We start from the raw sequence: 21,109 nt of genomic DNA on the forward strand, positions 1-21,109 counted from the left end.
AAAGAAAGCAAGTTACAAACAATATAAGTAGTATGAATATAGACCTACTGTAAATCAATGGAGGAAGATTGAGTGAGATGAGGTAAGCAATAACCCATGTCTCAAATTCACAATACCAGAGATAATATTGAATCTCATATTATATTTTCTCTGAAAATTGCGATAAATATTTCTTGAAATTTTTGATCTCGCGGATCTTATTTTCCACTCGCATTCTGAACAATCCCAAATTTCGGTTATGCTCTTCTTGTTCCACCGTTTTACGGTATTTTTTATACGGAATCACGGCATTAATATGAAGTTTTTGCCAATCTTGATAATCAGAATCTGCGTCTATCTTTTAGCCTCTGCGTTGGATATTCTGTGACAATCTTCAAAATCCTATCCAGTGTATCTTTTTTTATGGTAATCTTTCTCGCCAACAGTGACTCCATTTTCTTTAAAAGTCGGCAAATTTGGCATGACATTTCTTTTGTTTTTCGACTTTTTTCACTCCAGATGAACTTTTTTAACTATTTTTTCGAATTCAGCTACCGTCAGACCCATTGTATCCCTGTAAGCTTATTTTATACCCTTTTTACTATAACAACACCTTCTTCCCACCTCTTTTTGCAGAAGTTCTAGCTTTATTTTTAAATCAAAAGTATTCAAGAGCTAAGGCCTATTCTCTAAAAAATACGCGAGAGATTTCATATTCAAGGTGAGTTTTGCAAGAAGATCTACAGCTTCTTTGCGAGTAGATGTTTTTTTAAAGTCTTCATTCAGCTGCTATCGCCGATGCAGACTTCTCTTGATAGCCAAATATATTATTTTCGAGAAATAAGAGCCTGATATTAGCTTTAGCTACATCTGTTGGTTCATTCTTATACTGATTCCTTTTATTGCTCCGCCACCTTTTGGTAGTTCAAGCTTTTGTGCATTAATAGAAGATGTACTGGATTTTTGCGAACTATTGTTAGATGAAGTATCCTTAGATTGAGTATATTCCATATTATTATAAATGCTGTTTTAAGTGAAAACGCTTTTATTGCGTGTAATAGACCCTCTACAAAATTTAGAGGTTTTTTATCGTATTTTTAAAAGATTTCCTTTTTAGAGTGTTTTGCAGAAGCAAAACCGTACATGAAAATTTGATGTTTTTCTAAGATCTAATTTTGTGTATATTATATATATACAAGATTAACAAAAAAAACGTCCAAATTATTCTGTAAAATTTCATTGAAGAAATGTGACTTCTTCGCTGTTAGAAACTATTATTTTCTCTTAATCTCACAAAAAAAACCTTCTCTCTAATTTCGTCATCTCTTAGCTACATAGATACATTTAGAAAGTTTCTTTCTCTTGAAGTTGGATGATTTCATCTATAGAAAGACCAGTAAACTTAGCAATACTATTAATGTCAACCTTATTAGCCAGCATAGCCTTTGCTACTTCTATTTCTCTTACTTTTCTACCTTCTTCTCTACCAATTTGAATACCCTTTGCTTTAGCATCATCAAGTTTTTGTTCAAGAATGGCTTGTTCATCAAGAATACGTTTTATTTCTTGTTCATAGGCAATAAACTCTTTCTCTGACCAATTAAACCTATTTAACTCTTCATAGGCTTTTTTAATGATTACATCACTTCCTATTATTCTTTTCAGATCTTTTTCACTGGTTTCATCTGCATACTTGAAGTAATAAATCCATTTCTCAACGATATTTTTTAATTCATCTTCTTTTGTTTTAGAAAACTTAGGCAGTTCAATAAATATAAAATAAAAGTCTTTTAAATCATGTTCATAACTATTACGATCAAGAATGATATGGTCAGACTTATATTCCTCTTTATCAGGAAAAAGAATACAGTCAGCTATAGCAATGAAGATAATTTCTTTTAGATTATGATATTGATCTCCTTTGTCAGCTTGTCTTGAGTAAGCTTTAGCAGCATAGTATTGCGCACGTTTTTCAAAACCTTTAGTCTTTGCAACTTGCATTTCACAAATATATTGAACACCTGTAGAATCTCTACATAATACGTCAACAATACTTTGTTTCTTAGAGGCAATATCAGGATCTTGAATAGTACTTAAGAATTCAACTTCTTGTATCTCATTGACTCCAGTAAACCCTAGAATATCATTTAGAAAATGAATAAGAATGTCTTTATTTTTTTCAGTACCAAAGACGCGTCGAAATGCGACATCATTTTTGGGGTCGAGAAACTTGGAGATAGCCATAACTAAATCTTATAGAAGATATTAATAATTATATATTATAAGTATAAAATATTCCAATGTTTTAATTGAAGTTAAATAAGTTTGGTAGAAATTCATTACTTTTATTATCTTACTCTTCCTTTCTTATCTTCTCTTTGTGAATACATCTCTTTAATCATTCTTTGATAGTTTCCAGGAGCTTCCTTAAAAGTATTGTTTTCCTGTTTCATAACAATCTTACTCTTATTATCTTCAACAAATTTTTCAAAGTCAGCATTTCTCTTATCGTTATGATACTTACCACCGAAATTAAAAGAGAATTTCAATAGCGGATATTTTATTGCAAGATCTTTTATTTTTTTAGTACAATCATTACAAGAACTTTGATTAATATTAAAGTGTAAAACTTGATTTTTTCCTTGATTTTTAATTGATTGTTTTTCCTCCATTATGTCAATTCCTCCTGCTTCTGCATCTCGTTGAAACCTTCCACCATGTGCTCCTGGTTTTGTAATTTCTTCATCTCTTAAAGCTTTAAAATTATCCGCAGTACCTGAGTGAAAATTTTCAGCAACTTTAATACCCTCTACAGATAATATACTTGAAGGAAAATGATGATACGCATATTGCTCGTCCTGAAGCCTTTTAACGTAAAGGCCACTTTTAGTAGTAAATGATGCAACTATATTTTGAATATAAAGGTAATTATAACCTTTTTTTTCATTAACATTGAAAATACTGGAATGACATTCCATTCTGTTTTCTTTAAGTTCTATTTCAAGCTTTTTACTACGTCGTTTAAAATCCCTTGGCTTATTTTTAATTTTTTCTGTGTTAATATAAACCGTTTCTACATCAGTGCCATTTGAATTAATTTCATCCACCTTTTCAATTGCCAATTTTGAGTTTTCTTGTTGCAGTTTTTCTATATTCACGAAACCCTCAGCTATACTATTTTAGTATACAGCGCTAAAAGTAAAAAATACCTTAAACACACGTAATGAATCCAAGTGTGCTTTTTCTGAATTTTATTTTAAAATGTTGAGCAAATTTCTTAACATCACTAATTCACAAAATGTATCTGCTCTTGCATATGCTTCGTATTGTAAATATTTAATGTTTTTGCATGTAATATTATTTATAGCAGGCGATTAGCTTTGATTAAATTCTTAATTGATGCAAAAAAACAGAGAGAAAATTGCAAAATCACATAGATAATATAAACTTTAAATATTGTAGAACTAAAATACAAATGGCAATTGTCTTATTAGACCAAAAAACCATAAATCGCATAGCAGCGGGAGAGGTGATAGAAAGACCGGCAAGTGTGGTAAAAGAGTTGGTAGAAAATGCCATTGATGCGCAAAGTACAAAAATAGAGATAAACATAGAGGCTGGTGGACGTAACTTTATTAGTGTCACTGATGATGGTAATGGAATACAAAAAGATGATATTGAGCTGGCATTTATGCGTCATGCAACATCTAAGTTGAGTAGTGATGACTATTTAATAGAGATAAAACACCTAGGTTTTAGAGGAGAAGCTTTACCTTCAATTGCTGCAGTAAGTAGAATAAAATTATCATCCAAAGCGATTGGAAATGGAGAAGCATGGTCAATAGGTTATGCAAGTGGAGAAAAGACAGAAGAAATAACTCCTTACCCACTTGTACAAGGTACTAACATTGAAGTTTACGACCTGTTCTTTGCTACACCAAATAGATTAAAATTTTTAAAGACAGAAAGAGCTGAGACTCAACATATTGTTGATATTATCAATAATTTGGCAATGATTAATTATCACATAGCATTCACTCTTACATCAGGAAATAAGAAGCTTTTAGAGTATGCAAGGCAAACTACATTATTTAGTAGACTATGTGAAATAGAAAAGGAATTTGAGGATAATTCTCTGGAAGTTTGTGAACAAGAGGATGGAATTAAGCTTACAGGACATATCTGCAAACCAACTACAAACAGAGGTAAATCTGATATGATTCATACCTTTGTTAATCAGAGACCAATAAAAGATAATTTACTTATTGGTGCAATTAGATATGCATATCACGACTTAATACCAAGTGGCAGATATCCATTTGCAGCACTACACCTGAAAATACCTTACGATCAAGTAGATGTAAATGTGCATCCAAATAAATCGGAGGTGAGATTTCAGAACAAAAAGCTAATATATGAAGTAGTGAGAAGAGGTTTAATAAAGGCATTATCGACTAGAATGAGTAAAGAGCAGAAATCATTAAATCCTTTTGATGAGTTTATAAAAGGTTCCACACTTGAAATAGATAGAACTATTAATGAGAATAGAAGCAATATAGAAAATAGGTTTTATGAAAAAAGACCAAGTTCTCTGGAGAATGAATTGATGAGAAAATTTGCATCTCCAGCAAAATACCCTTCTACAACAGAACTTAAAGAAGAAAGTCCAATTTTAGAACAAAGACAAGTAAAGAATAACGAGCAAACAGAATTAACCAAAGAGTACCCATTAGGGTTTGCACGCTGTCAAGTATATAATACTTATATACTTGCACAAACGAAAGATAACTTAATTATTGTTGATCAACATGCAGCACATGAGAGACTTATATACGAAAGTCTAAAACAAAAGTCGAATATAAAGAAACAATCATTACTTATTCCCGAGTTGGTAGAAGTTAAGAATGAAGCTGCAATGGAAATGATAGAAAAATACAGAGATACGTTATTTGAAATGGGTTTTGATCTTGAAATTAACTCAGAAAATAAGGTAACAGTGAAAGCAGTACCAGCAATATTAGATGATATAAATGTAAAAGAAATGTTACTAGATATAATAGATAGGTTATTGGAAGTAGAAGATGTTCTATCTATAGAAGATAGAATAAATAAGGTTCTGGCTACAGTAGCCTGCCATGGATCAATCAGAGCGGGAAGAGGAATGAAACTCGAGGAAATGAATGAGCTATTGAGACAAATGGAGAATACGCCATATTCTGGTCAGTGCAACCATGGAAGACCTACTTATATAGAGCTCAAACTCAATGATATTGAAAAGTGGTTTGAAAGGAGGTAAATCCTTATTTAACAACTCTTTTTTCCTTTTGAAAATCTCTCTGACAAAAACTGTCTATTAACTGTTGATTACACTCAATCATTATCTGTGCTTCTTGTTGAAGGTACTTAATGTTTTGAGGCTTAATATTATCCATATCAAGTGCTGCTATCTTTAGTTTTGATTGTATTCTGATATATTTGTCACTCATTACTTGATTCAACTGATAATTTACTGCGTCTAAACTTGAAGCAAACATTACATTGATTAATGGTTTTATCCAACCTATTTTACCAAACCTTTTTGAATTAATATATTTTATGTTTTTCATTGATCTACCAGTTCCTATTGATAATAGTGTAATATCATCATTTGGAAATAATCTCTTACTACTAGCATATGCACAAGCAGCTGGGTTATTGGCAAACACTCCTCCATCTATTAGAACTCTTTCTATTTGATTAACCTTCAAGTATTTAGGGGAAAAGTATGTTGGTGCTGCACTTGTTGCTCTCAATGCATCCTTTAGCTTTATAAAATTTTTATCTTCTCTCCAGCTTTTAAAAAAGAATGGGCAGTTATTATGTATATCATAGCTAGTCAATAGTAAATGACTTACAGTATCGGCAATTGTAGTTTTTCCAAAGTGAGGAAAAAAAGATAAAACTGACGTTGATGAGAAAAAGGTTACGAATCTTTAAGGCAAAAACAAACAGGTTAGACGTATTAATCAGAGCGAATTTATATGATATAAGAACGTCAGCAATTGGCAAGGTGAAGCAAACAAGAAAAGGAGTAAAAATGGGAAAACATGAGTTTATAGGAGCATTTGCAGCAGTTATGCCAAGAGGAAATAGAGGTGTTTTTAAGCGTGAAGGAAAGGTAGCTTTGGCCAATACAAGAAGTAAAATTGGCACTGAAATCATAGGCTTCAAGGATAATAGAGAACATTGTTAATTATGAGATTGAGAGAGTGTTTGAGAAATATTTTAAACATGAATTAAACTATATTTAAAAATGTGACAGAATTTTAGACAGATTTACATAAAGCGATCTGTACTACGCTAAAAAGAGAAATACCTGCGATACAAACGTGCAAAGTTTATCCAGCAATACGCACAACAATCATAGCACCAGCAGTATTTGTAGAACTTAGCGGTTTTGAAAAAGGAAAGTTCAATTTCATGTAGATATTCAGAAATGCGCCCATGCCTTGTAATATTTAAAATAGCACAAATTTCTTCCTACTCTTTAGCTCCATTATAAAGAGCTCTAACTATTTGTTTGTACAAAGCTGTTTTTCTCATGAATAAATCTGAGAATATTCGAGTAAACTCTTCAACTAAAAATCCACCTTTTGTAAAGCAAAGCTTTTTAATATTTTCTTCAGCGCTATGTTTGAAATTTACCTATTCTAAATACTTTGGAATTCCACCTGTAACTGCAAGTATCTTAAATTTTTCATATGCTGAAATATTTTTTGGCCAAAATTTATTACAATCAAAAAATAATAATCCCCCTAGTGTTAAATTCAATGATACTCTTCCAACAAAACCAGTGCTACTAAGTATGTTTTTTTCGATCCATGATGAAGCTGACCCACATATAATAAAAATTAGCTTGTTATTATTTTTCAGCTACGTATCCCAAAAATTCTTTATTTTTCCTAGAAAAGTTCCATCTTTCGATCCCATCCAAGAAATCTCATCAAACAATAATAATATTTTTCCTGATTGTACACGTTCACCAACTGCCCATAATATATCACTCCAGTCGTCATATCTGGCAAAAGGTGTGTTGAATTGTCTAGCAATTTGCCTAAAAAATTCATCAATGTGCTTTTTTAGCGGCAAACCTATAAATGAGTAATATTGCTCAAAATACTTACCAAACTCTTGAATTAAACGACTTTTTCCTATAGGACGTCTTCCTTTGACTATTACAAGAGATGCTGTAGTTGCTTTAACTCAGTTTGCCTGCTAATAAATGATGGAGACATAAACTATAAGTCTTTATCTCTATCATAAACGATAAAGTTATCAATAGAAAAAGGAGGGAATGTTAATGCTAAAAACCAAAAAAGAGAAACACCATTGCATAGGGCTGCACATAAAGGAAAAGTAAGGAATGTAAGAGAGATAATAAAAGCTTGTGGAGATGTAAATGCAATAGAATAACGACAAATCTACACCACTGCACCATGCAGTTATACTAGGATCTAGAGGAAATACAAAGAGTCTAGTAAAAGAATTAATTTAAGCTGGAGCAAATATTAATGTGCAGAACAATCAGAAGAGAATTCCATTACATGAAGCAGTATATATAACAAGAGATATAGAAAGTATAAGAATGCTAATTCGAAGTGGATGTGACGTAAATATAGAAGACGATCTTGGATATACAGCATTATGTCATGCAAAAATGGGAAATGACGAAAGAGTAGTAAAAATGTTAATAGAAGCTGGTGAAAAAGTTTGTGATGATGAAAGAATTTGTGATGGAGAAAGTATAGAGCTAAAAAGAAAAAAGATGAAGAAAAAGATGAAGAAAAAAAGGATTGAGATTTAAAAAGCAATTTTTTATAAATAAGGAGAAAAAGCTATGGAAAAGCAATGCATTGAGCAAGAGATTTTATCTTTAGCAAGTAAAACATCAAAAGAGCTGAGAAAAATGTATGGGTCAGCATCACAGTCAAAAGTTATGAATATTGGAATTATTCTGATAATGGTAATGTAGACAGCATAAACGATAATGTCAACCTAGATAAAACAAACCCTAACTTATTATACGATCATGATGATATACTAATTAGTTTAAAAAGCATAAAATGTGGCTAAGGCTGCATAATGTTGGTCTCATTTTGAAGTAATTTTAGCAACCACTATATTTCTACCTCTATTTTTTGCTTCATATAAACACACATCAGCACGTTCTATAAGTAAATTAATATTTCGTAGATCAGAAGTTTCCACCTCCGCAACTCCAATGCTGACAGTTTTTGTCACCACATTACCTAGTAATAAAAAAGGCTTTTCTATGAAAGAGCGTATTCTTTCTGCAATAATACATGCCTGTGATATACTAGTATCAGGCATTACAACAACAAATTCTTCACCTCCAAATCTAGCTAATAAATCTGTTAGTCTTATGCTTTCAGAAATCCTTTTCTGTATTTGTTTTAAGAGTTCATCCCCTACAGTATGTCCGAAGTTGTCATTGACCATTTTGAAATGATCTATATCCAGCATCATCAAAGACATACTTCTATTCTTCGCTATAGAGTCCTCGATAATGTTCTGTAAGTGCTTATCAAAATATCTCCTGTTGTAACAGTTAGTTAAGGGATCTTTTATAGACATTTCCGCATTGTAGAATAAATTCATCCTAAGAGCATCTTGATACCTTTTGCGCTTTATTTGGGAGTTCACTCTAGCTATCAATTCATTTTCCTCTAATGGAACAGTTAAATAATCATTTACACCTATTTCAAAAGCTTTTATTAATTTCTCCTTGCTATAGTCTTCATCATATAAAATCAAAATTGGAATGTAACGTGTTTCTATTGTACTACGAAGTTCAGAACATAATCGCAAACTGTCAATCTCATTAAATTGCATATTAGATATAATTAAATCGTAATTACCTTTAATATCAGAGAGATCTTGTGGATTGCTGAGTACTTTTACTGACCAAAAACACTGCTTTGATAAAATTCCGTATATTTGATTAGCTTGAGAAACATCTTCATCTATTAGTAATATATGACTGTAAGAAGTTTCATTTGCGTACTCTATTATACTCCTATCAGTTATACAATGCACTTCTGAGTTAGTTTTATCTCTGAGTCGCAACTCATCTATCACAAATTTTAAACGAGTTAATGACTTAATTCTTGCAGATAAAGCAGTTTTATCTATTGGCTTGGTTAAAAAATCATCTGCACCTGAATTAATACCTTGTATTTTACTCTCTATATCATGTAGTGCAGTTACCATAACAACAGGAATATGTGCTGTTAATGGGTTGTTTTTTAATTCCTTACAGACCTGAAACCCATTTAATTTTGGCATCATAATATCAAGAAGTACAATATCTGGTTGCTGATTTATTACTATATCTATTGCCTCCTGACCATCACAAGCAGTAATAACTGTATAATACTCCTCAGTAAGGGTAGCTTTTAAAAGCTTGACGTTAGATGATATATCATCTACTACAAGGATTTTCGCTGTCATTCTTTTGATTAGAAGTATTATCTATATTGTAAGCAGGGTAAGATTTTCCATCTTTGCCAATTATATAATTTATTTCTTCAGTATCACATAATTCTTCAATCACTGAGTTTTTTAACAATTGCTTAGCTTTAAACCTTATACTCATAACATATCTATACACCGCTTTAACAAAATTAATAAATTCTGGCATTTTTTCTTTATCAAAGGCAATCACACCTACCAAAGCTACAACTAAAATTTCCGTAAAACCTATATTAAACATTTTCTTTATAAAGCAAAAATTTTATTCTCTTAATTATAGATATTAACCTACTTACATCAAACTTATAAGCAATAATTTCATTTAAAAAGCTATTATAATTCTCTATATGCTTTTTATTCATTTGAGCCCAAAATACAACTAAATTTTCTTTATCTTTATATTTAAGAACCTTAATTGTAAAATTATAATGACAGTCGCTTAAATCATCTAACATATCATTAATAGCTCTACGTTCCCAATATGATAAGTGATTTTTTACCTGCAAAGCAGTTTTTCTAATTACATCAAATTTAAGTAACACATTTAACTCAAAGTATACTTTACTGACTTCAAGTACAGAAACTGATGTGTGTTCAGCAATCAGTAAAATGTCCAACGTAAAAGCAGAAACACCTAAAATAGCAATCTCTCTAGCCAAACCTTCACTTATATCTAGTTTTAGTAAATTCTCTAATTCATTATTATAGTCTTTTAATGAACGTTCATCTAAAGCATTGGTCAAATCCTTATTCAAATTTTTAATCGTATCGTGAAACTTCATTAACTCAATCAATTCTGAAAAACCAAATTTGTTAAAATTTTTTGCCAACCAAAATGAAGCTCTGCAAATAAAATTTTGCAAATTTTGAACTATCTCTAAGTATACATTAATAGTCACTACTTTTTCTAATCCCTCAATTTCTCCCCAAAGTTTATCTAAATCATATAAATTACTTATTAATATATATATGCTAGTTACCTCATGTACCTCAATTCCTGTGTTTTCAACAAAATTATTCATAAAAACACACCCCATTCTATTTACTACTTCATTAGAAATACAGGTAGAAATGATTTCTCGACACAGTTGATGTTTTAATATATAGTTCTTGTATTCATTAACCATCCTTTTAGGAAAGTAATTTAATAGATATTTATCAAAGAGAAAGTCTTTTTCAGGTAAATCAGAATTTATAATTCTATTTTTTATATTCGTTCTAGTATAAGACATTAATACAGACAGTTGAGGAGAGTTGAATCCTTTTGACATTTTCATTATTTCTTCATCATTAGGAAGAAATTCTATGTTTCGATTTAAAAGCCCAGATTTTTCAAGGCTCAGAAGTAATCTATGATGTTCTTCTAACTTATCTTTTGCTTGCATTACTTCAAGAACAAGCGCTTTTGTCTCAATACTATTATGGCTATTCAGAACTTTAAAGGTCACTTCATCTATCATACTACTTAATATTTCGTTTCTTTCCTCTAAAGAAATATCTTTTTTCTTTAGAGCTGAAACAAATGCAATTTTAATATTTACTTCTAAATCAGAACAGGCAACTCCCGCTGAATTATCAATAAAATCTGCATTAATATACCCACCTTTATCAGCATATTCTATCCTACCAAGCTGCGTACATCCTAAATTACCACCCTCTATAAACATGGAGGCTCTAATATCCTTACCATTTATTCTTAACATATCATTAGCTTTATCACCAGCGCTACTATGATCTTCACTTGTTGCCTTAATAAAAGTACCTATTCCTCCATTCCATATAAAATCTACTTTTGCTTTCAATAGATACTTTATTACATCACTTGGAGATAATTTATCTTCTTTAATAGAGAAGCTCTTTTTCATCTCTTGAGAAATATTAAGATACTTATTGCTGCGCTCAAATATTCCACCACCAGGAGAAATCACCTCTGTATCATAGTCCATCCAGTTTGAAAACGGTAATTCAAAAAGACGTTGACGCTCTGCAAAGCTTTTTTCTGGATCGGGATTTGGATCAATAAAAATATGAATATGATTGAATGCTCCAATCAAATGAATTTTTTTTGAAAGCAGCATACCATTTCCAAACAGATCACCAGACATATCACCTATTCCAACAACAGTAACATTTTGATGAATATCCTTATTCATTCTCCAAAAATGTCTTTGCGCTGCAATCCAAGCACCCCTTGCTGTAATACCCATCTTCTTATGGTCATATCCTGCAGACCCTCCAGACGCAAATGCATCACCTAACCAAAAATTATACTCAGAAGCTATTTGATTAGCATAATCAGAAAAAGTAGCAGTTCCTTTATCTGCAGCAACTACTAAATATGGATCATCTTCGTCGTACCTTACTACGTTTTCTGGAGGAATTACTTTTCCATCCACTACATTATCTGTAATATCAAGCATACCTTTAATAAAATCCTTATAGCATAAGACACCTTTCTCTCTTAATATTTTCATATCCTTGTAGGTATGCTTTATAACAAAACCACCCTTCGCTCCAACAGGGACAATAATCGCATTTTTCGTCATTTGTGCTTTCATTAAACCTAAAACTTCAGTCCGAAAATCTTCAGTTCTGTCTGACCACCTTAAACCACCACGTGCTAACTTTCCTCCCCTTAAATGCACTCCTTCAAATATACTTGAGTAGACATATAATTCGCGATATGGGCAAGGTTCAGGTAAATTAGTTATCTTACTTGAATCAAGTTTCATGGAAAGATAGGATTTATCATCTTGATAATAGCTGGTTCTCACTACAGACATAATTAAATTTAATATTGAGCGCAGAACATAATCATGAGAAACATTATCAATTTCCCTAAGAAAATCCTCTATTTTATCTTTAAAAATCTTTGTAGTTTTTAATCTATCAATAGAAATCTTGGGATCAAATCTTGCATGAAACAGCTGTATTAAATGCTTTACTATTTTTGGATATTCTGAAATTACCTTTTGAATATATTCTTGATTATAGCTAAATAATATCTGTTTTAGATAAGCACTTAATGCTCTTATCAACAGTACTTCTTTCCATTTTAAACCAGCTAAAATAATCAGACTATTGAAATAATCATTCTTAATTTCTCTTGTAAAGACCTTAGTAAGGGTTAGCTCAAATTGTTCTTTTAAAATAATATTGTTCACCAAGTCATCAACTGGTGATAGCAAAAAACTATGTATCCATATACCATCACCTACTTTTATATTATAACCATTATGGGAAAGTACTTTAGTACCTAAATTTCTAATAATTTTTAGTATCTTTGATAATTCTAACCCACCTTTTTCTGGTGTATATACTTTTAACTGGTAATTAAGATTATTAAGAAGCTTTAGATTCACCTCGCTAGAACCTTTTTTTTTCACTATTTCCAATTTTTTTATATCGTAATATGCATCTTGAGGCTCAAACTTTTCTTGGTAACTCATTGGAAATAGACTACAGTAGCGAATGAAAATACCTTCAACAGTACCAAATGTATTATATAAATTATCTAGAAAGCGATCTTCCCAATTTTCTGTAATATTTCTCAGTTTACTCTCTATTCGTAAAACTTCATTATCAGAAATATTAAAACTACTAACCCTTAAAATTATATGTAATTTCATTAAATCATACTCATTTATGATATGATGATTGTAGATATCGGAATCTTTAGCATTTACCTCATCTTTGAGTATATCACGTATTTTAAACATCAAATTGGAATTAGCATAACGCATGGGTATTAGTATTATGCAGCTAACAAAGTTTCCTAGATTTCTTAAAAACAACTTAACCCTTGGCTTTATAGCGAGAGACATAATTGAAATACAAATTTCAAATAATGTGTCTTCATTAGATTGAAACAATTCATCGCAAGAGAACATTTGTAAAATAGAGACCAAAGCTTTATTGTTGTGCCCACCTATAACGAAGCCTGCTCTTTTTTCTATTATTTTTATCTTATCCTTAACTATTGGAATAGTTCTAATATCCTGAACTTCAGCTACTGAAGTAAATAAACCAAAAAAACGTTTTTCTTGTATCAACTTCCCTTGATTATCAAGCTCCTTTATTCCTATGCAATTCATATATGTACATCTATGCACTATAGAGATTAGGTGTGATCTAATTACATATAATGAACTCAACTTCTCAGATGAAATATTTGTATTTTTATATTCTTTACTAACTCTAAAAAGACCAAGACTTGCATCATCATTGACAACTAAATTCCCATTATTATGTGCTGTACATTCTTGGTAGCCTAGGAATACAAAATTATTATTCTTTAACCAATTAAGAAAATCGTTATGTTCTATATTGTGTACATCGTTCAATTTTTGCAGCATCAACTGCCAATCCTTAACGCAATAGGTAACAGCTTGTAATGTTGTCTTTAAAGATTGTGTTAATGTGTCAATAAAGGTGTTACTTATACCTTTAATAACTATGTATATAACTGACTCTTTTATGCTATCATTCGCTTCTTCCAAAGGAAGAATGTCATACATTAAGTTATTCTTTCTCTTAACATTGATTATACTATTACTATAATAACATACGGTTAAACCATGTGATTTTATATTAGCGATCACGGAATCAACTAAGAAAGGCATATCATCATTTACCATCTTAAGTATGGTAAAATTCCCTTCTAACCCTGGTATCCCCTTGGTACTGTAAACCTTAAACTTACTTTCATTTTTTTCTTTTTGTAAGATAAAGTCATAAGCATCTTTTGCGATGTACAATAAAAATTTATTATTTATCTTTAAACTACTATTATAAACAAAATTATAAAAATATTTAATAAACTCCTTAAGTTTTTCATTTTCCTCTTGATCAACAAGATTTAACAGCGAGTCAATGACTCTATTGCTAATATTATAATCGACACACATAAAAACAAAAAAACACCTATAGAAGAGCTTAAACTTTTTTAACTAAGATTTGGTTATCAAGAGTGTATACTATTAATTTATCATTTTCTACTACTTCCCCTGATAAAATTAGCTTAGCAAGATTATTTTGAATACATTCCTGAATTACTCTCTTAATAGGTCTTGCTCCATACTCAGGATCATAGCCGACCTGTGCCATTAAGTCTTTAGCATCTTGCAACAACTTTATGCTCAATTTACGTTTAGCAAGAGTTTCTTGTAAATAAGAAAATTGGACATCAATAATTCTATAAATATCGTCCCTGGTTAAACTATGAAATGTAATGATTTCATCTAATCTATTTAAAAATTCAGGTCGAAACGTAGATTTAACTACTTGCATTATTTCACTTCTTGTCGAATCTATTTCTCCCTTGAGCATTATTTCAGCACCAAGATTAGAAGTTAAAATCAATATAGTGTTGCGAAAATCAACTAACTTACCATGGCTATCTGTTAATCTACCTTCATCTAGTATTTGCAGTAATAAATTAAATATATCTGAATGAGCCTTTTCTACTTCATCAAATAAAATAACCTGATATGGTCTCCTTCTCACTGCTTCTGTTAACCTTCCGCCTTGCTCATAACCAACATATCCAGGAGGTGCACCTATTAATTTTGAAACAGAATGTTTTTCCATATATTCTGACATATCGAAGCGTAAAAGCGCTAATTTATCATCAAACAGAAATTCAGCAAGAGATTTTGCAAGTTCTGTTTTACCAACTCCTGTTGGACCTAGAAATAAGAATGAACCAAAAGGTTTGTTTACATCTTGTACACCAGAACGGGAACGCCTCACGGCATTACTCACTGCTTCTATTGCTTCTTTCTGCCCTATTACCTTTTTTCCTATTTCACTTTCCATATTTAGAAGCTTTTCTTTCTCACTATGCATCATGCTTTCAACTGGAATACCTGTCCACTTAGAAACAATATTAGTAATATCACTTTCGGTAACTTCTTTTTTTAAAAAATCACTCGATACTTCTTCCTGATTTTTCAACTCATTTTCAAATGTAGGAATAATTCCATACATTAACTCTCCCGCCTTAGCTAAATTTCCACTTCTTTGAGCTAATTCCAAATCTTTTCTAGCATTATCTAACTTTTCAGCTGTTTCTTGTATTTTGGTTATCTTACTCTTCTCTATTTGCCACTTAGTATTTAAATCAGCAAACTCATTGCTTAACTTTGTAATCTCTTCATTTATTTTCTTTAAGCGCTCTTGAGAATTTTTATCACTTTCTTTTTTTAAGGCCTCAGCCTCAATTTTTAATTGAATGATTTTTCTATCAAGCTCATCAATCACCTCAGGCTTACTATCCATTTCAATTCTAACTCTGCTTGCTGCCTCATCTATTAAATCAATTGCTTTATCAGGCAAAAATCTATCAGTAATATATCTGTTAGATAAAATTGCAGCAGCAACTATCGCACCATCAGTAATTCTAATACCATGATGTACTTCATATCTCTCCTTTAATCCTCTCAAAATAGAAATTGTATCTGTTTCTGATGGTTGAGATACAAAAATAGGTTGAAAGCGCCTTGCAAGCGCTGGATCTTTTTCTATATGTTCTCTATACTCATCCAAAGTTGTAGCGCCTATACAATGAATTTCTCCTCTTGCTAGTGAAGGCTTAAGTAAATTTGAAGCATCCATTGCACCACTAGTTGCTCCTGCTCCAACTAAAGTATGCAATTCATCTATAAACAATATGATTTTTCCTTCTGCTTTTGAAATTTCATTAATAACCGCTTTTAATCTTTCTTCAAATTCTCCTCTAAATTTAGTACCAGCTATCAGAGCTCCTAAATCTAAAGATAAAATTTTTACATTATGTAAACCAAGAGGTATATCATTCTTCACAATTCTGTTTGCAAGTCCTTCAACTATTGCTGTTTTTCCAACACCAGGTTCACCTATTAGCACCGGATTATTTTTTGTACGTCTGAGCGAAACCTGAATAGTTCTACGTATCTCTTCATCACGGCCAATAACAGGATCAAGTTTACCTTGCATTGCAAGTTCTGTTATATCTTTTGTATATTTTTTTGTAGCATTTAGCTTTTCTTCGCTATTTGGCGAATCTGCTATACTTCCTTTCCTCATCTGGTCAATAACTGAATGTAATTTTTGTGATGTTACGCCACTTTCTACTAAAATTTTACTTACATCACTATCTTTCTGTTCTACAAGCCCCTGTAATAATCGTTCAACAGTAACAAAAGTGTCCTGATTTTTTTGCGCAATGGCAATTGAATCCTCAAACACTTTTGCCATTTCTCTTGAAAGCTGAAGTCCTCCACTCCCTGAACCTTCAACTACTGGAAGTTTTTTTAGTAGATTTTTTACACCATCAGAAACATTCTTTGTATTTCCGTCGCAAGCAGAGATTAAATCACTTATTAACTCTGAATCATCGTCAAGCATCACTTTTAACAGATGCTCAGGCATAAAAACTTGATGTCCAGAACCTAGTGCATTAATTTGAGCACTTTGAATTAAACTCTTCGCTTTTTCAGTAAATTTATTTAAATCCATATTTTTCTACAATCTAAAATTATGTTAATCAGTATTTGCTAGATATAGAACTATAAAAAACGCCACATAAAGCAAAATAATCATCTACAGAACTACTTCCAAATATATCAATTACTTGTTCCATTTTAAAGATGATTATTTAGAAATAATTTTTTTAGACATAAATTCACAATGCTAAAAATTAAAAATTCCTTAAAAATATCAAAGATTAACATATTGATGTTTTTATTTGCTTTTTATATTTTGCGTTAGTAGTAATAGCTATTTTGATAGGGAGAAAGTATGGATACTAACACAATAAAATATAATCTAGTACAATTAATGCTAGCAACAGTTCCTAATATAACAACCTGGTTGATAGAAGATGTAATTACAATCCAACATATATAAATTCTGGCGCTTCATATGCAAATTCAGGGGGGAATTTGAATTACACTACAGTAGAGATAAAACAAACTGAAATCAGAGATACGGGAACACAAACAAGTATACAGTCAAGATGTACAGAAATATGATTATAAAATGACAGATGTAAACATAAAGCACATTGTTAATGATCAAGATATGGCAATTAGAAGACTAAAACAGAATATTGGTGAAGCTAGGTAAAACAATTTGAATCATAATCATCTCCTTAACCAACAAAAATTCTGTAGGACTGTCTATATATTCAAAAAATATACTATTTACTGATGGTAAAATACAATGAAATCACGTAACATGCATAAACCCCGAGTTACCAAAATATTTTTTAATAAGTAAAGTAAGTAATCCTGTGCTTATTCATTACTTCAGCACAGGAAATCTGAATTTACCTCACTTGTATCAGACTATTCTGAGAATAATTTGGATTTAGTGCACGATGCTCTTCTAATATATGTGCTTGCTGTGTATGACAGTTTATTAAATTGGAAGCTCTTTTTTTTCAACAGGATTTGGTACATCTATTTCTTGCATATTATAATTTAAATGAGAAGCTCTTTTCCCTTCAAAGTAATCAACACATTCATCGATAACATCCTTAATTTCATTACTAGTGTTTTTTGCTAATAACTTATTAAATACTTCTTTAACTTCCGCTTTCAATGGAGAAGTTTTTTCCACTTTAAGAAATTTTAAAACTTCTTCTACTTGCATATGCTTTGCTAATTCAAAGTCTTTCTGAATAAGTTCTTTATCTCTATTAAGTAATAGTTCAATCTGAATAAGTTCTTTATCTTTATTAAGTAATGGTTCAAAATGTGCGCTACCTGAGTTTATTATATGCAAAACATTATCATCATTATAGTCTATTTCACTAATACTTTTAGAACCATCTTTATAAGAAATTAATTCATCTGCCCATATAGACTTGGTTTGTTCATTTTCATCAATATAATATTGCTTCTCTATAACATGTAATTTAACACCGTATCTTTCACACAGTATTCTGCCTTCAACATAAGAGTCACCCCACCTATCATTATTCAAAATCTCTTTCGTATATAAAGTTATAGTTTCACTACGTTTATTTCCATCTTTATCACAACTATTGGCAATAGCATACGTAAACCATTGCTGTGGGTCTTTTGATGCAAAAGTTTTGCAATCTTCACGCAATTGCTCAACAGTCACTTTTATTCCCTTTTGTTGCTCTAAGCTTTGTCTAAATGAATCAAAAAAACAACTACCGTTACCAATTGCTTTGCCCGTATAAAAAACCTTAGGATATGAATTTTTATTTTCATCTCCTTTTAATCTTTTACTTTCTCTTTCTTCTATATAAGAATCGTCTTCATGTGCTCTTTTATTTATATTTTTTGTAATATCACGCAAATAATCACTGTGATAAAAATTTACTTCACGGTCTGAGTTATTGTTATAATCTTGTATGTCTTTTTCTTTGAAGCTGAAATTTATATTCCTATCATATTTAATTCGTAATTTTAATCTTTTCATAGGATTATCACTTCTATGATTTCTTTTCATTATGCTTGCTTTAGTAGTTTTAGACATAACTATACCTCATATTCTAAGTTATACATTAAAAGTATATCTATTAAATTATACATGAATTATTAACAGATGCAATAAAATTTACACTGTACAAAAATATAAGAATAGTTATATTTTAACTTTATATAATAAATATGAGTCTTAATTGTGGTATTGTTGGGTTACCAAATATTGGAAAATCAACATTATTTAATGCGCTTACACAATCAAATTTAGCCGAAGCTGCTAATTACCCTTTTTGTACAATAGAACCAAACATAGGGAAAGTATCAATAAAAGATCAGCGCTTGAAGCAAATTTCATCGATCTCCAATTCAGAGAAAATAATCTATAATCAGCTAGAATTTGTTGATATTGCAGGTCTTGTTAAAGGTGCAAGCAAAGGAGAAGGACTTGGAAATAAATTTTTAAGCCACATACGAGAAGTTGATGCCATTGTTCATCTATTAAGGTGCTTTGTAAATGATGATATAAATCATGTGCATGATACTATAGACCCAATATTAGATGCTGAAGTGGTTGAAATGGAGTTAATTTTAGCTGATATCGACAGCATAGAAAGAAGATTTCCTCAAATGGAAAAAAAAGCAAAAATTGGTGATAAGGCACTAAAAGCGCAATTAGATTTGATGCAAGAGGTTCTAGATTTATTAAAAGCGGGCAAACCTGCAAGAAGCTTAAAACATGTAAATCAAGAAGAAATGAATTTGCTTCAGTTATTAACAACAAAACCTGTTATGTATGTCTGCAATGTTGAAGATACAAATGTTATAACTGGTAATGAATTATCTAAGAAAGTAAAAAAAATGGCTGATGACAATGAAAGTAAATTTTATTGTATTTCAGCAAAGCTTGAAGCAGATATTGCAAATCTTGAAAGTGAAGAAGAAAAAAATAGTTTTCTATTAGAATTTGGCTTAAAAGAATCAGGTCTAAATGCAATAGCACGCATCATGTATGAAGTATTAAATATGATAACCTTTTTCACTGTTGGTCCAAAAGAAGCGCGAGCATGGCCAGTGGGATTAGGGTCAACAGCTGATCAAGCAGCGGGAGTAATTCACACTGATTTTGCAAAAGGTTTTATAAAAGCAGAAACAATAAGCTTTGAAGATTATATAAAATATGGAAATGAATCAGCCTGTAAAGATGCAGGAAAAGTTCGTTTTGAAGGAAAAGAGTATGTCGTTCAAGATGGAGACATAATGCACTTTAGATTTAATCTATGAAATATATCTGAAGCAAAATTTATAGCTGCTCACTTTAACGAAATACCCGTTTTATTCCAGATTAATCAAAACATAAGGCTCAATAAACTACAAAAGACAATAGACGATTATCAATCAGAGTTTAACAATAATTGTACCAATTACTCCAATAATATTGACCATATTTTGTCATACATACAAGTTTCACAAGCTGCAAATGATATTTTATAGTTAAGAAATACACCAGAGTATGTATATACTCTGGTAAAATATCTATTTATAGCTATTTCAATCGAAACTCAAATGAGATAGTATTATATTTGTTTATAAATATATTAGTTGCACACAGTAACGCAATTTACTAAGGAGAAAATAGAGCAACAATAACATGTATAATTTTCTGTGGACTGCTTGTGTTACACCATTCAATCACAATGGAGATAGTATAGATTATCATAGTTTGAATAATTTACTTGTAGTACAAGCTCAAAATGAGAACGGCATAGTATTGCTTGGTAGTACAGGTGAAGGTTTATCACTCGCTGATAAAGAAAAACATGAATTGATTAAATTTGTATGTAAGCTTAATCTCAACATAAAAATCATAGTTGGTGTACCAGGAATTAACTTTCATCAGACGTTAGAGTGGATGAATTTTTGCAAAGACATGCCTATAGATGGTTATCTTATGACAACACCTGTCTATACAAAACCTGGTATAATAGGACAAACCCTATGGTTTGAAAAGCTACTTGAAAAAGCACATGTTCCAGCTATTCTTTATAATATTCCATCAAGAGCAGGAATAAGGCTTTATCCTGAAACCGTGAGTAATCTACTTGATCATGAAAAGTTTTGGGCGATTAAAGATTCAAGTGGCAATGTTAAAACTCTGATTG

15 protein-coding genes and 3 pseudogenes are annotated in these 21,109 nt (G+C 31.0%); 8 read left to right on the plus strand and 10 right to left on the minus strand.

Annotated elements, in window-relative coordinates; all coding sequences use genetic code 11:
• Positions 1–54 precede the first annotated feature (54 nt).
• From NL275_RS01690 to NL275_RS01705, 4 genes and pseudogenes are all read right to left on the minus strand, one after another.
• Positions 55–464 (minus strand): annotated as a pseudogene (locus NL275_RS01690) (hypothetical protein); the annotation flags it as partial.
• A gap of 379 nt (positions 465–843) precedes the next feature.
• Positions 844–990, minus strand: a complete 147-nt coding sequence (locus NL275_RS01695) for a hypothetical protein (protein WP_253299798.1) — start codon at positions 988–990, stop codon at positions 844–846.
• A gap of 333 nt (positions 991–1,323) precedes the next feature.
• Positions 1,324–2,223, minus strand: a complete 900-nt coding sequence (locus NL275_RS01700; RefSeq protein ID WP_253299799.1) for an Rpn family recombination-promoting nuclease/putative transposase — start codon at positions 2,221–2,223, stop codon at positions 1,324–1,326.
• Positions 2,224–2,327: 104 nt separating this feature from the next.
• On the minus strand, positions 2,328–3,137 hold the full coding sequence (locus tag NL275_RS01705; protein ID WP_253299800.1) for a hypothetical protein: 810 nt from the start codon (positions 3,135–3,137) through the stop codon (positions 2,328–2,330).
• Between the two features lie 317 nt (positions 3,138–3,454).
• On the opposite strand from NL275_RS01705, the gene mutL reads away from it, so the two are divergent.
• Entirely contained in the window at positions 3,455–5,275 is a 1,821-nt protein-coding gene (mutL, locus tag NL275_RS01710; RefSeq protein WP_253299801.1) for a DNA mismatch repair endonuclease MutL, read from the plus strand.
• A 4-nt stretch (positions 5,276–5,279) separates the two neighbouring features.
• Here the strand turns inward: mutL and NL275_RS01715 are convergent.
• A pseudogene (locus tag NL275_RS01715) lies at positions 5,280–5,903 on the minus strand (patatin-like phospholipase family protein); the annotation flags it as partial.
• Here NL275_RS01715 and NL275_RS01720 point away from each other — a divergent pair.
• From NL275_RS01720 to NL275_RS02655, 5 genes and pseudogenes are all read left to right on the plus strand, one after another.
• A pseudogene (locus NL275_RS01720) lies at positions 5,900–6,269 on the plus strand (phage tail protein); the annotation flags it as partial. The pseudogenes NL275_RS01715 and NL275_RS01720 sit on opposite strands and share 4 nt — an antisense overlap.
• Before the next feature lie 290 nt (positions 6,270–6,559).
• Positions 6,560–7,123, plus strand: coding sequence for a hypothetical protein (locus tag NL275_RS01725; RefSeq protein WP_253299802.1), 564 nt, complete (start codon positions 6,560–6,562; stop codon positions 7,121–7,123).
• A 224-nt stretch (positions 7,124–7,347) separates the two neighbouring features.
• Complete coding sequence (locus NL275_RS02720) at positions 7,348–7,431, plus strand: hypothetical protein (RefSeq protein WP_370107218.1); 84 nt, start codon at positions 7,348–7,350, stop codon at positions 7,429–7,431.
• Positions 7,432–7,531: 100 nt separating this feature from the next.
• Complete coding sequence (locus NL275_RS01730) at positions 7,532–7,822, plus strand: ankyrin repeat domain-containing protein (protein ID WP_253299803.1); 291 nt, start codon at positions 7,532–7,534, stop codon at positions 7,820–7,822.
• Between the two features lie 33 nt (positions 7,823–7,855).
• Positions 7,856–7,990, plus strand: a complete 135-nt coding sequence (locus NL275_RS02655) for a hypothetical protein (RefSeq protein WP_256468530.1) — start codon at positions 7,856–7,858, stop codon at positions 7,988–7,990.
• Between the two features lie 119 nt (positions 7,991–8,109).
• On the opposite strand, the gene NL275_RS01735 is transcribed toward NL275_RS02655, so the two are convergent.
• The 5 genes from NL275_RS01735 to NL275_RS01755 all read right to left on the minus strand — a co-directional run bounded on the left by NL275_RS01735 (position 8,110) and on the right by NL275_RS01755 (position 19,002).
• Positions 8,110–9,489 carry a PleD family two-component system response regulator gene (locus NL275_RS01735; protein ID WP_253299804.1) on the minus strand — a complete coding sequence of 460 codons (1,380 nt, stop codon included), beginning with the start codon at positions 9,487–9,489 and terminating at the stop codon, positions 8,110–8,112.
• Positions 9,461–9,751: a Sec-independent protein translocase subunit TatB gene (gene tatB, locus NL275_RS01740; protein ID WP_253299805.1), complete on the minus strand. Its 291-nt coding sequence runs from the start codon at positions 9,749–9,751 to the stop codon at positions 9,461–9,463. Before tatB ends, NL275_RS01735 begins: the two co-directional genes overlap by 29 nt.
• Positions 9,744–14,417, minus strand: a complete 4,674-nt coding sequence (locus NL275_RS01745; RefSeq protein WP_253299806.1) for an NAD-glutamate dehydrogenase — start codon at positions 14,415–14,417, stop codon at positions 9,744–9,746. The genes tatB and NL275_RS01745 overlap by 8 nt, the downstream gene beginning before the upstream one ends.
• A 28-nt stretch (positions 14,418–14,445) precedes the next feature.
• Positions 14,446–17,007 carry an ATP-dependent chaperone ClpB gene (gene clpB / locus NL275_RS01750; RefSeq protein WP_253299807.1) on the minus strand — a complete coding sequence of 854 codons (2,562 nt, stop codon included), beginning with the start codon at positions 17,005–17,007 and terminating at the stop codon, positions 14,446–14,448.
• A 903-nt stretch (positions 17,008–17,910) separates the two neighbouring features.
• Positions 17,911–19,002, minus strand: a complete 1,092-nt coding sequence (locus tag NL275_RS01755) for an OTU domain-containing protein (protein ID WP_253299808.1) — start codon at positions 19,000–19,002, stop codon at positions 17,911–17,913.
• Between the two features lie 134 nt (positions 19,003–19,136).
• Here NL275_RS01755 and ychF point away from each other — a divergent pair, with 134 nt between their 5' ends.
• Together ychF and NL275_RS01765 are read left to right on the plus strand one after the other, a co-directional pair.
• Entirely contained in the window at positions 19,137–20,231 is a 1,095-nt protein-coding gene (gene ychF, locus NL275_RS01760) for a redox-regulated ATPase YchF (protein ID WP_253299809.1), read from the plus strand.
• 367 nt (positions 20,232–20,598) lie between these two features.
• The coding region (locus tag NL275_RS01765; protein ID WP_253299810.1) for a dihydrodipicolinate synthase family protein at positions 20,599–21,109 on the plus strand (511 nt) is incomplete at its 3' end.

The organism is Wolbachia endosymbiont of Chironomus riparius, assembly GCF_918315375.1.

Bases quoted from the DNA above. Each gene is read 5' to 3' on its own strand.
- NL275_RS01695 (WP_253299798.1), bottom strand. From the start codon at position 990: ATGGAATATACTCAATCTAAGGATACTTCATCTAACAATAGTTCGCAA.
- NL275_RS01700 (WP_253299799.1), bottom strand. From the start codon at position 2,223: ATGGCTATCTCCAAGTTTCTCGACCCCAAAAATGATGTCGCATTTCGA.
- mutL (WP_253299801.1), top strand. From the start codon at position 3,455: ATGGCAATTGTCTTATTAGACCAAAAAACCATAAATCGCATAGCAGCG.
- NL275_RS01725 (WP_253299802.1), top strand. From the start codon at position 6,560: ATGAATAAATCTGAGAATATTCGAGTAAACTCTTCAACTAAAAATCCA.
- NL275_RS02655 (WP_256468530.1), top strand. From the start codon at position 7,856: ATGGAAAAGCAATGCATTGAGCAAGAGATTTTATCTTTAGCAAGTAAA.
- NL275_RS01735 (WP_253299804.1), bottom strand. From the start codon at position 9,489: ATGACAGCGAAAATCCTTGTAGTAGATGATATATCATCTAACGTCAAG.
- tatB (WP_253299805.1), bottom strand. From the start codon at position 9,751: ATGTTTAATATAGGTTTTACGGAAATTTTAGTTGTAGCTTTGGTAGGT.
- NL275_RS01745 (WP_253299806.1), bottom strand. From the start codon at position 14,417: ATGTGTGTCGATTATAATATTAGCAATAGAGTCATTGACTCGCTGTTA.
- clpB (WP_253299807.1), bottom strand. From the start codon at position 17,007: ATGGATTTAAATAAATTTACTGAAAAAGCGAAGAGTTTAATTCAAAGT.
- NL275_RS01755 (WP_253299808.1), bottom strand. From the start codon at position 19,002: ATGTCTAAAACTACTAAAGCAAGCATAATGAAAAGAAATCATAGAAGT.
- ychF (WP_253299809.1), top strand. From the start codon at position 19,137: ATGAGTCTTAATTGTGGTATTGTTGGGTTACCAAATATTGGAAAATCA.